The organism is Pseudomonas sp. NFX71 (assembly GCF_048079215.1).
GTDB lineage: Bacteria > Pseudomonadota > Gammaproteobacteria > Pseudomonadales > Pseudomonadaceae > Aquipseudomonas > Aquipseudomonas fluorescens_B.
This window is the reverse complement of record NZ_CP182230.1, coordinates 1972114-1986194: the sequence shown is the minus strand read 5'-3', so window position 1 is coordinate 1986194 and position 14081 is coordinate 1972114. Positions and strand designations below refer to the sequence as shown.

The following is a 14081-nucleotide window of genomic DNA, read 5'->3' as shown; positions in this document are numbered from 1 at the left end:
GAACGCAGAACGCTCTCAACCCTGAAAAGGTCGTTTTATGACGAAATGGCTGCTAGCTGCCGGTGTCTTGATGCCGCTTTACAGCGCTCAGGCTACACAGGATCCGGAAGCTGTGTACAACCGTGTGTGTGGTGCCTGTCATTCCGGCCAACTCCCCATGGCGCCCCGAAAGGGCGATCAGGAAGCTTGGACGCCGAGGTTGGCGAAAGGTATGGAGACGCTGGTGCAACACGTGACCCAGGGTTTCAAGGCGATGCCGCCGCGTGGTTTGTGCATGGACTGCAGTGCCGAGGATTACCAAGCCATCATCCAGTGGATGAGCGAGTGATCCCGGTCCATAACTCTTTAACCCTTAGCCGTAGTTGGATTAGCTGATGAACAAATTGATCGTGAGTCTGCTGTTGACCGTGGGGATCTCCGGCATAGCCCATGCTGCAGGTGATGCAACTGCTGGTCAGGCGAAAGCCGCAGTATGTGGCGCCTGTCATGGCCCGGATGGCAACAGCATGGCGCCTAACTTTCCGAAACTGGCAGGTCAAGGCGAGCGTTATCTGAACAAGCAGCTGCACGACATCAAGTCCGGCAAACGCACGGTACTGGAAATGACCGGCCTGCTGACCAACCTGAGCGATCAGGACATGGCCGATATCGCTGCCTACTTCGCCAGCCAGAAAGGCAGCGTTGGCGCCGCCGACCCTAAAGTCGTGGCTCGCGGTGAAGCACTGTTCCGTGGCGGTGACCTTGCCAAGGGCTTGCCAGCCTGCACCGGCTGCCACTCGCCAAACGGCGCAGGCAACGCGGCCGCCGGCTTCCCGCACCTGGGTGGCCAGCACGCTCAATACATCGCCAAGCAGCTGACCGATTTCCGCAAGGAAGAAGGCGGTCGCAACAACGACGGCGACACCAAAACCATGCAGACCATTGCCAAACGCCTGAGCGACGAAGACATCGCTGCGGTGTCCAGCTACATTCAGGGTCTGCACTAGGACCGGCGGATAGAGCGATATGCGAGATGTACATCTCCTGCAACGTTAACGCTCTATTAATCCGTCGCAGCAAGTATAAAAAGGGTGGCTCAGGCCGCCCTTTTTTGTGCCTGCTGCCGTTACACTACAGAACTCAAGCCCGCCATGACCTGTCTGAAAACAGGTCGCGCGAGGCGACCCGAATTGTCCAGGAGTAAAGCATGCGTAATCTGATCATCAGCGCCGCACTCGTCGCTGCCAGCCTTTTCGGCATGACTGCCCAAGCCGCCGAGGCACCCGCCGCCCCTTATGTCGAACTGAGTAATCCGGTTCCGGTAGCCGTGCCTGGCAAGATCGAAGTGGTGGAGCTGTTCTGGTACGGCTGCCCGCATTGCTACGCTTTCGAGCCGGTGATCAATCCCTGGGTCGAGAAACTGCCGTCCGACGTGAATTTCGTCCGTATTCCAGCCATGTTCGGCGGCCCATGGGACGCACACGGCCAAATGTTCCTGACCCTGGAAGCCATGGGCGTCGAGAGCAAGGTTCACGCTGCCGTGTTCAACGCCATTCAGAAGGAACACAAAAAGCTGACCGATAAAAACGATATGGCCGACTTCCTGGCGACTCAAGGCGTAGACAAGGACAAGTTCCTGGCGACCTTCGATTCCTTCGCCATCAAGGGCCAGATCAACAAAGCTCGCGAGCTGGCCAAAAAGTATGAAATCTCCGGCGTTCCAACCATGATCGTCAACGGCAAGTATCGCTTTGATGTGGGTTCTGCCGGCGGCGCCGAGGAGGCGTTGCAACTGGCCGACAAACTGGTCGACAAAGAGCGAGCGGCTAACAAGGCTGCTGCCAACTAAGCGCGGCAACTGCCATGCGCCGCTGGGGAACTGAACGCGTCGTTGGCCTGCATGATCCGCGGGTCAACGAACATCACCTGGAATCGACGGGCCTGCCCGCAGACAGCCGTCTGCGCTTGCTCAGCTTCAACATTCAGGTCGGCATCAGTACCGAGCGCTATCGGCACTACCTGACCCGGGGCTGGCAACACCTGTTGCCGCACACCGGGCGTGCTGACAATTTGCAAAAGATCGGCAATCTGTTGGGCGACTTCGATCTGGTCGCCCTGCAGGAAGCCGACGGCGGCAGCCTGCGATCCGGCTACGTCAATCAAGTTGAACACCTGGCGCAACTCGGTGCCTTCCCCTACTGGTATCAACAACTCAATCGCAATCTCGGTCGCCTCGGCCAGCACAGCAATGGCGTGCTCAGTCGCCTGCGCCCGTGGGCGATTGAAGATCATCCGCTGCCGGGGCCCAAGGGTCGCGGTGCGATCCTGGTGCGTTTCGGTGAAGGTCCGGAAGCGTTGGTGGTGGTCATGATGCACCTGGCGCTGGGCGCCCGCGCCCGGAGCATGCAACTGGCTTACATCCGCGAGCTGATCGGTGGTTATAAACATCAGGTGCTGATGGGCGATATGAATACCCACGCCAGTGACCTGCTGCAAAATTCTCCGTTGCGCGACCTCGGCCTGCTGGCGCCGCAATTGGAAGCAACCTTCCCCAGCTGGCGCCCGCAGCGCTGTCTGGACCACATTCTGCTGAGCCCGACGCTGACGCTGGAAAAGGTCGAAGTGCTGGCACAACCCATTTCCGATCACCTGCCGGTCGCGGTTGAGATTCGTCTGCCGGGTTCGCTCACGGCCGATGCATTGCCCGCGTTGAGTCCTGCCCCTCGCGGAACCCATGAATGAGCGACGAAACACAGCGCTGGAAAGAGAAATACCTTAAAAGCATCGAACAACAGGAAAAGCTCGAACGTCGTTGGGATGCCCGGCTCGACCTGCTGCGGCGCGGACTGGTGCGCAGTACGCTGGCGGCCGAGGGCACCGACCGCGCGGTTGATCAGTGCATGAAAGAAATGCGCGAAGTCATCCGCACCAATGACATGGACGCCGGCCTGGCGGCACTGCTTCCGCGCCTGGAAAAAGCCGTACTCGACTCAGAACAGCGCCGCGAGACCCGGGTCAATCAGACCAGCGCCGCACTGACCGCGCTGGTGGCGCAACTGCAGACATTGCCGCTGCCCCGCGAAGTGAGCCGCCCACTCAAGAACTTCGCCAAGACACTGGACGGACGCGTCAGCCAGGCGCGCGAGATCCCGTTGCTGCTCAGCGAGCTGAGCGGCCTGCAAGGGAAAGCCCTGAGTCAGCTGGAGAACCCGGCGGAACCCGGTCGCCCAGGCTTGTTACAGCGCTTGTTTGGCAATCGTGAAACGGAAGATGCGGTACAGCGGGTGGTTCCCCCGGAGGCGCAAGCGCCCACCCCGCCGCCTGTCGAAGAGATTGCGGCCGCGCCTCAGGAACTGCCGCAACTGATCGTCGATCCCGTGCCCGTTGCCGACGAGCCACCCGTGACGCCGCCTGCCGATCATCCTGCCCCGCCCGATCCAGAGATGATCGAAGCGCCCGCAGCGACGACGCCCATCGCTGAAGTCGTGGCTTTTATACCGCCAGTCCATGAACCTCAGCGAGCGCCTGTTCCTTCTGTCCAAACAGAGAGTGAACAGCCAGAGCAACCGGCACCAGTCGCCTCACCAGCCGTCATCACTGCGGTATCCGAGACTCAGCTGGCGACCAATCCAGACGAGTTGACCCCGGCGGTATTTCTCGATAGCGCATTGGCCGCCATCGATCCGGAACAATCCGAACACGATATTCTCTACGCCCTGCCGGACTCGCCGGAGCCGTCCTACAGCTCCGTCGCCAAGCACATCGAAGACACGCTTCTGGGCCTGCTGGACGACCTGTCACTGCCAGAGCGTTATCGCCCACAAGCCGAAGCGATGCGCGATCGTCTGCAAAACGGTTTGAACTGGTACGAATTGCTGCCGATCCTCGACGATCTGGCAACCTTGATGCTGGCAATAAACAACAGCGGCCAGCACGAATTTGAAGTCTATTTGCAGCAACTCAATGAGCGCCTCGAGTCATTCCAGAGCAACCTACAAGCCGCCAGCGATGGCCATGCGGACAACCGCTCGGCAGCGCGGGACATGGACACGCAGATCCGCGAGCAGGTCGACGGCCTGCAGAGCAGCATGCAAGAGGCAGCGGACCTCGAAGACCTCAAGCACGTTCTGGAGAACCACCTCGAAGGCCTGCTCGGGACCATGGATCAGCACCAGAAGCAGCGCGATGCGCGAGAACAGGAAGTGGCAGCTCGCCTTAAAGGCCTGGCAGAACGCGTGGCGCACATGGAGCAGGAAGCCCAAGGCTACCGCGAGCATCTTGAAGAGCAGCGCCAGAAAGCCTTGATCGACCCACTGACCGGACTGCCCAACCGTGCGGCCTGGAGCGAACGGCTCGATCACGAAATCAGCCAGTGGCAACAACACGGCAACACCCTGTTGCTGGCCATGCTCGACCTTGATCACTTCAAGCGCATCAATGACAACTATGGCCACCTGGCGGGCGACAAGGTACTGAAAATCATCGCCAGCGTGTTGCGCAAGCGCCTGCGCGGGACCGATTTCATTGCGCGGTTTGGCGGTGAAGAGTTTGTCCTGCTGATGCCAGGCACTGTGCCGGCGACGGGGGCAAAACTGCTGGAAAACCTGCGCGCGTCCATCGAAGCCTGCCCATTCCACTTCAAGGGGGAGCCGGTGACCATCACCGTTTCGATGGGAATGACTGCATTCAAACCCGGAGAGCACAGCGATATGGTACTTAAAAGAGCCGATCAGGCTTTGTACCGCGCCAAACATGCTGGCCGCAATCGGGTGGAACTCGGCTAGGCCAATTGTTCCATTTTGTTTAAATGGGGCCGCTAAGCGTCGTCGCGCAAGGCAGTACGTTACACTGTTGCATTACTGTCTTGCGTGTACTGCCTCTACCATGAAATTTCTCGCCCTCATCGTGTCGCTGGTTCTATTGGCCGGCTGTACCAGCGGTCCCCGGTTCGACACCAGCCATCCTTCAGCCAATCACGACAGCCGTATTCAGTTCGTGGTGGTGCATTACACCTCCGCCTCTCTGGAACGTTCGCTGCAACTGCTGACCCACGGCGAAGTCAGCAGCCACTATCTGATCGGCGACGATAAAAACGCCACCATCTACAAGCTGATGGATGAAAACCTGCGGGCATGGCACGCCGGGGAAAGTGAGTGGCAGGGTCGGACCTGGCTGAACTCCAGCTCAATCGGCATCGAAATCGTCAATCCAGGATTCAAGGAAACCCCCACCGGAGGGCGTTACTGGTATCCCTACAGCGAAGCCCAGATCCAGTCGTTGATCGTCCTGCTCAAAGACATCAGCAAACGTTACGCCATCACCCCCCGCAGCATCATCGGCCATAGCGACATCGCCCCACTGCGCAAGCTGGATCCGGGGCCGCTTTTCCCTTGGAAACGGCTAGCCGCCGAAGGCCTTGGCGTCTGGCCGAACGAACAGGCGGTGGCGCGCCAACAAGCGCAGTTCAATACCGAACTGCCGAGCATCAGCTGGTTTCAGGGACAGCTGGCTCGCCTGGGCTATGCCACGCCGCAAACCGGTGAGCTGGATGTTGCAACACGTCACGTGATTGCAGCCTTCCAGATGCATTTCCGGCCGTCCCGCTTCGACGGCATGCCGGATGCGCAAACGGCAGCACTTCTTCTGGTATTGAATCAGACAAAATAATGACGCCCGCCCGACGGTCCGCGCTTTTTCCCAATCAGCAGCTATAACTCATTGGTAATTCTTCGGATATTCCAATATGGCCGCTGCTCGAGAGACGCTACGTAGCTGGTTCTATCGCCCCTGGTTTTTGGCGATGCTGGCGGCTGTCCTGAGCAGCGTATTGCTCCTGGCGCTCAGCCTGTTCGTGGCCGTTCGTCAGATTGAGCAGAACGAAAGTGCGGAAATGAACGCGCAAGGTGAGCGATTTCTTGCGCGCCTGGAGCAGTTGTTCGGACAACTGCGCGAAAGTCTCGATGATCTGGAGGCCCAACCGCTGCGAACCTGCGACAAAGAAATGATCGCCACTTTGCAGCAGGTCACTTTCAATTACCGGTTCGTGTACGAGGCTGCGTATATGGATGCCTCGAAGATCTGCTCTAACCGTCCGCGCCAGGCAGGATTATCTTTGACACGGCCACCGGACATCAAAGACCCCACTTACAGTTACTGGTTGAACACCACTACCGAACCTGACGAGAACCGGGCCGCGCTCATGCTCGGGCGTGGCAATTTCCGTGTCGCGACCTCTCGCGGACATTTGACCGACATGGTCGACTTGTCGCCGGGCAGCAGCCTTTTGGTGATACTCGACCACGGCACTCGGGCGATTCCGGTGCTGGGCTCCCCGCAAGCCTGGCCGCCGACCGTGCCTTGGCCACCGAAAGGCAGCGATGTCTTGCAAGTCACCCCGACTCGCTTGATTTACCTCATGCCAACCAAAAGCCCTGAATACCAATTGGTGCTGATCACCCCGCGCACCGGCGTGAATGTGCCCGCCGCCTGGTGGTGGCTGGTGCCGGCCAGCCTGGCGCTGGGCGTAGTAGTGGGCTTCCTGGTGTTTCTGCTGGTGCGCCAGCGACAGTCGTTGGATGCCGAATTGTCCGGCGCCATACGGCGAGGCGAGTTGCAGGTGTTGTACCAACCCATCTTCGACCTCGACAGCCGCAATTGTGTCGGGGCTGAAGCCTTGCTGCGCTGGCGCCGGCCGGACGGCACCCTGACCAGCCCGGAGCTTTTTATTCCGATGGCGGAAAACACCGGCCAGATCCGCCAGATGACCGACTTCGTCCTGCAACGCCTGCTGGAGCAGCTTGGGCACTTGTTGCGGGCCAATCCGCAGCTGTACATCTCGGTCAACCTGGCGGCCTGCGACGTCATGGTGCCGCGTATCGGCCAGGTCATGGCGCGGCTGTTGCTCCTGCACCGGGTCGCAGCCAAACAGATTGCCTTTGAAGTGACCGAGCGCGGACTGATCGACGTGGTAGTGGCCCGGGAAAACCTTCAGTCCTTGCGCGACGTCGGGCATCAGGTGCTGATCGATGACTTTGGCACCGGCTATTGCAGCCTCGCCTACCTGCAGACCCTGCCTGTGGATTGCCTGAAAATCGACAAGGCGTTCATCGATGCGCTTGGACATGACGCCGCCAGCAGTGGCGTGGCACCGCACATCATTCACATGGCCCAGGCGCTGCAACTCAATGTGATTGCCGAGGGCATCGAACATGAAGCGCAAGCGGCGTTTCTGAGCAGTGAAGGAGTGAAATTCGGTCAGGGCTGGTTGTTCGCCCATGCATTGAGCGCCGTTCAGTTCATCGAGCTGATCACCCGTGGCCGGCGCCTGGCCAGCAGACGCCTGGATGACGAAGCGTAAACGCGTGTTAAACCGCCAGCGCCATGTAGAACTGAGTGCCCTGCCCCGGCCGCGAATAGACGCCCATCCGCCCACCGTGCAACTGCACGATTTCCTTGCACAACGCCAGGCCAAGCCCCGCCCCCCCCTTCTTGCGCCCGACCTGTACAAACGGCTCGAAGATCCGCCCCTGCTGGCCATAAGCGATACCTTCGCCATTGTCCTCGACACTGATAATCACCCGCTCACCGTGGCGTCGCGCCTGCAAGCGGATCTGTCCATCAGCGCCGGTATGACGCAACGCGTTGTCGATAAGGTTATCGAGCACTCGGTCCAGTTGAGGCTGATCGGCCTGTAACCACGGCAATGGTCCCTGCACTTCGACCAGCAAGTCGATGCCCTTCTCTTGCGCCGAATCGGCAAACCGCGAACGGGCCTGCTCCAGCAGTTCCTCGATGGAACACGGCGCCAGTGAAAGTTTCTGCAAACCGTTCTGGTAGCGCGAGAAGTTCAGCAGGTCGTTGATCAACTGCATCAGGCGCTGCATTTCTTCATTCACGGTGTCCAACAGGTCGGCTTCTCGCGAGTCCGCGGCAAAATGCGCGCGCTCGCGGAACAGGCCGAACGCCATGTGCATCCCGGTGACCGGCGTGCGCAGCTCATGGGAGGCGCGCAATACAAATTCGCTGCGCACCCGTTCGAACGCCCGCTGTTCGGTGACGTCATGCAGCACCATCACCGCCCCCAGAATATGGCCCTGGGTATGACTGACAGGCGTCAGGCTGTAAGTGAGCAAGCGCGATTCACCATCGACCTCGATACTCAGGTCCTCCGGTGCGCGCTCCAGCGTGCCTCCGCGCAGCACCAGTTGCAGCTGTTGATCCAGCTCGGGACGTTCGAGCGCCGAGCCCAGCCCTTGGCCGAGACGGTCGGTGTCCCAACCCAACTGGCGCTGCGCCACCGGGTTCAAGTGTTCGAGATGACCGTCGCGGTCGATCATCAACAGACCATCGTCAATGCTGTCGAGTACCGCCTGCAGACGCTGCTGGCCGGCGAGCAACTCGTCGATATTGGTCGCCTGGTGCTGACGCAGTGCCTCGGCCATGATCCCGAAGCGCTTGGTCAGCAGATTCATTTCCACTGCCGATGAAATCGGCAGGGTCACTTCGAAGTTGCCCTGGCCGATGTGGTCTGCGGCCTGAGCCAGGGCTTCGATCGGCTCACCGAAGCGTCGAGCGATCGCATGGGCCGTCACGAATCCGATAATCAGCACTGCCAGCCCGACCAACCCGAGCAGGCCGGCAATGAGCAGCGCCCGATCCCGGGCCTTGCGTTGCGTTTCATTGATGCTGTCCAGCGCGTGCTTGTGCTCGGTAATCAGCCCGTTGCGCAGCACGTTGAATTTTTCGGTGAGCTCTTCGTTGCCACTCAGCACATGGGACGGATCACCCGACAGGTCCAACGCCTGAAGAAAGCTCAGGTAATCGTTCTTGGCCTGCAAAAAGCCGTACTGGCGACCCTCGCCCCCCTGATCATGGGCGATGCCTTCATCCAGCAACTGGAGATAATGCTGCTTGGACGCTTCGAACGCCGCCGGATCGGGCTTGTCATCCATCATCAACATCAACTGGTCGCCCAAGGTCTGGCGCAGTTTCAGACCCAGATCCAGGGTGACGAAATTGTTGCGCACCAGTGTTTCCTGGGTTCCGGCCATCTGCATCACGCTAACCAGCCCGAGCAACAGCCCAAGCAGCGCAACGGTGATCAGTGCGGAAATACTCAGGAAAAGCCGAGTACGCAACTTCATCGCCAGTTTCATCGGGCAAGACTCACAGGTTGTACTGCTTGCGTTTGCGGTACAGCGTCGAAGCATCGATCCCGAGCGTCTTCGCGGCCTGGTCCAGCGTGTCGGCGGTGGCCAGTACCGCGCCGATGTGCGCCTTCTCCAACTCGTCCAGACTCAGCGCAGCACCAATGCGCGGCGCATTGTTCACCGGGGGCTCGGCCATCCCGAGGTGGCTGATCTCGACACGCTCCTGAGGACAGATGATGCTCGCCCGCTCAACAACGTTGCGCAACTCCCGAATGTTCCCCGGCCAGCGATAACCCAGCAGCGCTTCACGCGCCTCGTCGCTGAAGCCTCGCGCCGGGCGCGCGTATTCCTTGACGAACCGGGCCAGGAAGCGGTCAGCCAGGTTCAGGATATCCTCCCGGCGTTCGCGCAACGGCGGCAGATGCAAGGTGATGACGTTCAAGCGATAGAGCAAATCTTCACGGAAACGACCGTCGCGCACCATGTCTTCAAGATTGAGGTTGGTGGCAGCCAGGATGCGTACATCGGCGCGGCGGGTCACGGGGTCGCCGACCCGCTCGTATTCCTTGTCCTGAATGAAACGCAACAACTTTGGCTGCAATGTCAGGGGAAAATCGCCGATCTCGTCGAGAAACAGCGTTCCTCCGTCCGCCTGATTCACCCGCCCCAGCGTACTTTCGCTCGCGCCGGTGAACGCCCCACGGCTGTGGCCGAAGAGTTCGCTTTCCATCAATTCGGCCGTCAGCGATGGGCAGTTGATGGTGACGCAGGATTTCTTCGCGCGTTTGCTCCAGCCGTGAATGGCCTGGGACAGTTCGCCTTTACCGGTGCCGGATTCGCCGAGAATCAAAATATTGGCATCGGTGCTGGCCACCTGGCGGGCAGTTTCGAGCACGACTTTCATGGCCGGGCTGTGGGAATCCAGCCCATCCTTGGGTTTGCGCACTTCACCTTCCAGCGCTTCCAGGCGGGCTGACAATTGCCGCACTTCCAGTTGCTTGGCGGTGGCCAGGCGCAATTGATCGGGGCTGCACGGTTTGACCAGGTAATCAGCGGCGCCCGCCTGGATCGCATCCACGGCGGTGTCTACGGCCGAGTGGGCAGTGACAATGACAACGCGCATCCAAGGCGCCTGAATGCGCATCTGGGCCAGGACATCGAGGCCGTTGTCTTCACCCAGGCGTAAATCGAGGAAGCACAGATCAAACACCTGGCGTTGCAACAACGCATCGGCCTGCGCTGCGCTGTTGGCCGTGGCGACGCTGTAGCCCTCGTCTTCGAGGCAGTAACGGAACGTTCGCAGGATGGCAGACTCGTCGTCCACCAGCAGAATGCGGCCCTGATGCTCGGTGGCTGATTCCATTTTCCTACGCTCCTTAACGAATGATCTTGGTTAGTCCCGGAAAAATCGGGCAAGTTGCATGGTTGATTCTGGTCGATTCCGACCACATCAGGGTAGTTATCTACTCACCCTACGGCTAATCACCTGATTTTGTTGTTTTTTTATCGGATCGCTGGTTTTCAGGTGCACTCCCGACTCCCTCTGTGACATCTACGCCCTCCCCGCAATTCAAAAATTCTGAAACTTCCTACGAACTTATCGTGCATTACGCACGACGCCAAAGGGGTCATCGTGCAGGATGCGTCCCACCTGTTTCCTGCATCAAACATAACTTATTGATTTATATGTATTTTTTCTTATGAAAAAGCTGGCATGCGGGCTGCAATAGTCTGATTAACCAAGGGCATCGCAACCGTCGCCCTCAACAAGATCACCACAGTGTGGGAGGAGCTTCAGGATGAGTCGCCAACGTGCCGCCCAATTGCGTATCTCGCCACTGCATATCCAGCAAGGTCTGTTTGCTGTCCTGGCGCTATTGATCACCTTGATCGGCGGCCAGCAGTTTCAGCGCTGGGAGCAGAGTCAGGAGCAAGAAGTGCCACGCCTGTCCATCCAGCATCCGACCCAAACCCACTTCAGCGCCGTCAGCAGCACTGCTGTCGACAGCGCACCGATGCGAATGATGGACGTCGACCAGGCTCAGCCTGCGGATGAGATGCCACGTCAGGAGCGCTGGGTGTTCTAGACACACGAACTTGGCGCATTCGATGCGCCGGGACATGCACCACAAGCATCACCTCTAAATAGAAGCGTAAGGAGAATCACCATGTTGAGCTGGGCAATCACGTTCTTGATCATTGCCATCATCGCTGCAGTACTGGGCTTCGGTGGTATCGCGGGCACCGCCACGGGTATCGCCAAGATTCTCTTTGTCGTGTTCCTGGTGATGTTCATTGCTTCGTTCTTCTTTGGCCGTCGCGGTCGAGGTTGAAGATGAACGTTTTACTGAAAACGATGGCAGCCGCCCTGCTTCTGGGCGGCAGTGCCACCGTGATGGCGGCCAATGACGGCCAGGCGCGGGTCAACGAGTTGTTAAGCGCAGACCCGCAGTTTCATGACACTTGGCAAGGCGTGGTGAAGAAGGAAGAACGCCTGCCGGAATGGGTGATGAATCTGTCCGGTGACGCCGAGCAAATGAATGCGGTGGAAGAAGATGGCGACAAGTATCTGGTGGGGCCGCTCTGCGAAACGCATGACACATGCCTCAACAAACGCCTGATCGTTGCCGTCAGCTTCGACAAGAAGGATGCCTACGCCATGCTGGTCGAAGTGCCTGCAGGGTTGCCGGCCGACAAGTCGCCCACGCGGCATGCCGATTACCGCTTCCTGGGCAAGCCTGACCAGGGCATGCAGGACCTGTTGATGGAACAACTGAAGAAAGATCCGAACTGGTACTGAATCTGTCACAAGAAAGAAGCAGCATTGTTTCTTTCCAATGCGCTGCCTGAGGAAGGTAGTCGCATGACCAAGGGGTCGGGACGTTCTGCCTGTTTCAGGGGCGGAGTGACCTACGGGTACAGGGAGTGCCTGCGCAAGGGCCGGGTCAGGTAAAAGCTGCGACGCAAGTTCGCCGTCCCGTGATGGGGCGACGGACTTGCGGAGAGCTTATGCGCGCAATGTGTTGAAACACAGCGAACCACTCGGTTTCGCTACAGAACGCTCTGTTCCCACAAATGATCACCGGAGAATAATTTCCCGGTGTTTCTTGCGTGACCGTACATCGAGAAAAAACCACCTGATTTTGCAGCGATTTCTCGCCTCTCATGGTCGGATTTTTCTGAAATACCCCTCCCGCAAAAATGATCAAAAAACACCCACCCTGCCCGGAAATGGCCGGTTCACGGCACTTATGCCTGCCGAAATGTCACATTCGAACCGTTTGCGACGTCGGTTTCAGTAAAAAAACCTCATGCCGATTCGGCATAGGGTAGGCGTTTACGGCATTAGACGTCGCTTCCTTGCATCGGAATAGTTGCGCCTTTTTTCGCCTGCCAGAGAGCCATGAATAATCGCTCCGGGGCACCTTATACGGGGGCAGATGCTCAAGACTTTTTCGCCACAAGCGTTCCAGTTCCTGCATCTGCCCGAGTCAAACGCAAGTAAGGGTAAAGATATGAAGAAGGCAAAGCTCAGCCTCGCCTGGCAGATCCTCATCGGTCTGGTATTGGGGATTGCAATCGGTGCGCTGCTTAACCATTTCAGTGCCGAGAAGGCCTGGTGGATTGGCAACGTCCTGCAACCGGCAGGCGATATCTTTATCCGTCTGATCAAGATGATTGTGATCCCGATCGTGATCTCCTCGCTGATCGTCGGTATCGCGGGTGTCGGTGACGCGAAGAAACTCGGCAGCATCGGCCTGAAGACCATCATCTACTTCGAGATCGTTACCACGATCGCTATCGTTGTGGGTCTGGTGTTGGCCAATGTGTTCCATCCGGGCGCCGGCATCGACATGAGCACCCTCGGTACCGTGGATATTTCCAAGTATCAGGCCACGGCGGCCGAGGTACAGCATGAACACGCGTTCATCGAAACCATCCTCAACCTGATCCCGTCGAACATCTTCGCCGCCATCGCTCGCGGTGAAATGCTGCCGATCATCTTCTTCTCGGTGCTGTTCGGCCTCGGTCTGTCGAGTCTCAAGCCCGAGTTGCGCGACCCGCTGGTGACAATGTTCCAGGGCGTTTCGGAAAGCATGTTCAAGGTCACCCACATGATCATGAACTACGCCCCGATCGGCGTTTTCGCACTGATCGCAGTGACCGTCGCCAACTTCGGCTTCGCTTCCCTGCTGCCGCTGGCCAAACTGGTGATCCTGGTTTACTTCGCTATCGCCTTCTTCGCCTTCATGGTGCTGGGCCTGATCGCTCGCCTGTTCGGCTTCTCGGTGATCAAACTGATGCGCATCTTCAAGGATGAGCTGGTGCTGGCCTACTCCACCGCCTCCTCCGAAACCGTGCTGCCGCGTGTGATCGAGAAGATGGAAGCCTACGGCGCGCCGAAAGCCATTTGCAGCTTCGTGGTGCCGACCGGTTACTCGTTCAACCTCGACGGTTCGACGCTTTATCAGAGCATCGCGGCAATCTTCATTGCCCAGCTCTACGGCATCGACCTGTCGATCAGCCAGCAATTGCTGCTGGTGCTGACGCTGATGGTCACCTCCAAAGGCATCGCCGGTGTTCCGGGTGTGTCCTTCGTGGTGCTGCTGGCGACCCTGGGCAGCGTGGGTATTCCGCTGGAAGGCCTGGCGTTCATCGCCGGTGTCGACCGCATCATGGACATGGCACGTACCGCACTGAACGTGATCGGCAACGCCCTGGCTGTATTGGTCATCTCCCGCTGGGAAGGCATGTACGACGATGCCAAAGGGCAGCGCTACTGGAACTCGCTGCCGCACTGGCGCAGCAAGGAAAAACTGCCGGCCGGTGAAACCTCCGGCAACTGATAGCTGACCCCTGTGGAGTCTGGCTTTTATGTAGGAGCCAGGCCGTCGGCGAAAGCGGTGCATCAAACAACAGAGATGTTGAACGTGCCGGCCTTATCGCCAGCAG

Annotated in this window: 13 protein-coding genes; 11 read left to right on the top strand and 2 right to left on the bottom strand. The window is 58.8% G+C overall.

Annotated elements, in window-relative coordinates; translation table 11 throughout:
• Positions 1-37 precede the first annotated feature (37 nt).
• From ACM1ZW_RS09190 to ACM1ZW_RS09160, 7 genes are all read left to right on the top strand, one after another.
• The gene (locus ACM1ZW_RS09190; RefSeq protein WP_017341757.1) at positions 38-328 is read left to right on the top strand and encodes a c-type cytochrome; all 291 of its coding nucleotides are present in this window, start codon (positions 38-40) and stop codon (positions 326-328) included.
• Positions 329-374: 46 nt separating this feature from the next.
• Entirely contained in the window at positions 375-986 is a 612-nt protein-coding gene (locus tag ACM1ZW_RS09185) for a c-type cytochrome (RefSeq protein ID WP_017341756.1), read from the top strand.
• A gap of 200 nt (positions 987-1186) precedes the next feature.
• Positions 1187-1828, top strand: coding sequence for a thiol:disulfide interchange protein DsbA/DsbL (locus ACM1ZW_RS09180; protein ID WP_416740434.1), 642 nt, complete (start codon positions 1187-1189; stop codon positions 1826-1828).
• 14 nt (positions 1829-1842) lie between these two features.
• Positions 1843-2721: an endonuclease/exonuclease/phosphatase family protein gene (locus ACM1ZW_RS09175; RefSeq protein ID WP_017341754.1), complete on the top strand. Its 879-nt coding sequence runs from the start codon at positions 1843-1845 to the stop codon at positions 2719-2721.
• Complete coding sequence (locus tag ACM1ZW_RS09170; protein WP_416740433.1) at positions 2718-4763, top strand: diguanylate cyclase; 2046 nt, start codon at positions 2718-2720, stop codon at positions 4761-4763. Before ACM1ZW_RS09175 ends, ACM1ZW_RS09170 begins: the two co-directional genes overlap by 4 nt.
• A gap of 100 nt (positions 4764-4863) precedes the next feature.
• Positions 4864-5646, top strand: coding sequence for an N-acetylmuramoyl-L-alanine amidase (locus ACM1ZW_RS09165; protein WP_017341752.1), 783 nt, complete (start codon positions 4864-4866; stop codon positions 5644-5646).
• Between the two features lie 76 nt (positions 5647-5722).
• The gene (locus ACM1ZW_RS09160; RefSeq protein WP_017341751.1) at positions 5723-7336 is read left to right on the top strand and encodes an EAL domain-containing protein; all 1614 of its coding nucleotides are present in this window, start codon (positions 5723-5725) and stop codon (positions 7334-7336) included.
• A 7-nt stretch (positions 7337-7343) separates the two neighbouring features.
• Here the strand turns inward: ACM1ZW_RS09160 and ACM1ZW_RS09155 are convergent, their stop codons facing one another.
• Positions 7344-9134, bottom strand: coding sequence for a KinB sensor domain-containing domain (locus ACM1ZW_RS09155; protein WP_414884832.1), 1791 nt, complete (start codon positions 9132-9134; stop codon positions 7344-7346).
• A gap of 10 nt (positions 9135-9144) precedes the next feature.
• Entirely contained in the window at positions 9145-10491 is a 1347-nt protein-coding gene (gene algB, locus ACM1ZW_RS09150) for a sigma-54-dependent response regulator transcription factor AlgB (protein ID WP_017341749.1), read from the bottom strand.
• Positions 10492-10927: 436 nt separating this feature from the next.
• Here algB and ACM1ZW_RS09145 point away from each other — a divergent pair, with 436 nt between their 5' ends.
• From ACM1ZW_RS09145 to gltP, 4 genes are all read left to right on the top strand, one after another.
• The gene (locus tag ACM1ZW_RS09145; protein WP_017341748.1) at positions 10928-11215 is read left to right on the top strand and encodes a hypothetical protein; all 288 of its coding nucleotides are present in this window, start codon (positions 10928-10930) and stop codon (positions 11213-11215) included.
• A gap of 81 nt (positions 11216-11296) precedes the next feature.
• On the top strand, positions 11297-11461 hold the full coding sequence (locus ACM1ZW_RS09140) for a DUF1328 domain-containing protein (RefSeq protein ID WP_003177151.1): 165 nt from the start codon (positions 11297-11299) through the stop codon (positions 11459-11461).
• Positions 11462-11463: 2 nt separating this feature from the next.
• Positions 11464-11928, top strand: coding sequence for an inhibitor of vertebrate lysozyme family protein (locus ACM1ZW_RS09135; protein ID WP_017341747.1), 465 nt, complete (start codon positions 11464-11466; stop codon positions 11926-11928).
• 715 nt (positions 11929-12643) lie between these two features.
• On the top strand, positions 12644-13975 hold the full coding sequence (gltP, locus tag ACM1ZW_RS09130; RefSeq protein WP_414884830.1) for a glutamate/aspartate:proton symporter GltP: 1332 nt from the start codon (positions 12644-12646) through the stop codon (positions 13973-13975).
• The last annotated feature ends 106 nt before the right edge of the window (positions 13976-14081 follow it).

Bases quoted from the DNA above. Each gene is read 5' to 3' on its own strand.
- algB (WP_017341749.1), bottom strand. From the start codon at position 10,491: ATGGAATCAGCCACCGAGCATCAGGGCCGCATTCTGCTGGTGGACGAC.
- ACM1ZW_RS09175 (WP_017341754.1), top strand. From the start codon at position 1,843: ATGCGCCGCTGGGGAACTGAACGCGTCGTTGGCCTGCATGATCCGCGG.
- ACM1ZW_RS09135 (WP_017341747.1), top strand. From the start codon at position 11,464: ATGAACGTTTTACTGAAAACGATGGCAGCCGCCCTGCTTCTGGGCGGC.
- ACM1ZW_RS09155 (WP_414884832.1), bottom strand. From the start codon at position 9,134: ATGAAACTGGCGATGAAGTTGCGTACTCGGCTTTTCCTGAGTATTTCC.
- ACM1ZW_RS09180 (WP_416740434.1), top strand. From the start codon at position 1,187: ATGCGTAATCTGATCATCAGCGCCGCACTCGTCGCTGCCAGCCTTTTC.
- ACM1ZW_RS09145 (WP_017341748.1), top strand. From the start codon at position 10,928: ATGAGTCGCCAACGTGCCGCCCAATTGCGTATCTCGCCACTGCATATC.
- ACM1ZW_RS09165 (WP_017341752.1), top strand. From the start codon at position 4,864: ATGAAATTTCTCGCCCTCATCGTGTCGCTGGTTCTATTGGCCGGCTGT.
- ACM1ZW_RS09140 (WP_003177151.1), top strand. From the start codon at position 11,297: ATGTTGAGCTGGGCAATCACGTTCTTGATCATTGCCATCATCGCTGCA.
- ACM1ZW_RS09170 (WP_416740433.1), top strand. From the start codon at position 2,718: ATGAGCGACGAAACACAGCGCTGGAAAGAGAAATACCTTAAAAGCATC.
- ACM1ZW_RS09190 (WP_017341757.1), top strand. From the start codon at position 38: ATGACGAAATGGCTGCTAGCTGCCGGTGTCTTGATGCCGCTTTACAGC.
- gltP (WP_414884830.1), top strand. From the start codon at position 12,644: ATGAAGAAGGCAAAGCTCAGCCTCGCCTGGCAGATCCTCATCGGTCTG.
- ACM1ZW_RS09185 (WP_017341756.1), top strand. From the start codon at position 375: ATGAACAAATTGATCGTGAGTCTGCTGTTGACCGTGGGGATCTCCGGC.
- ACM1ZW_RS09160 (WP_017341751.1), top strand. From the start codon at position 5,723: ATGGCCGCTGCTCGAGAGACGCTACGTAGCTGGTTCTATCGCCCCTGG.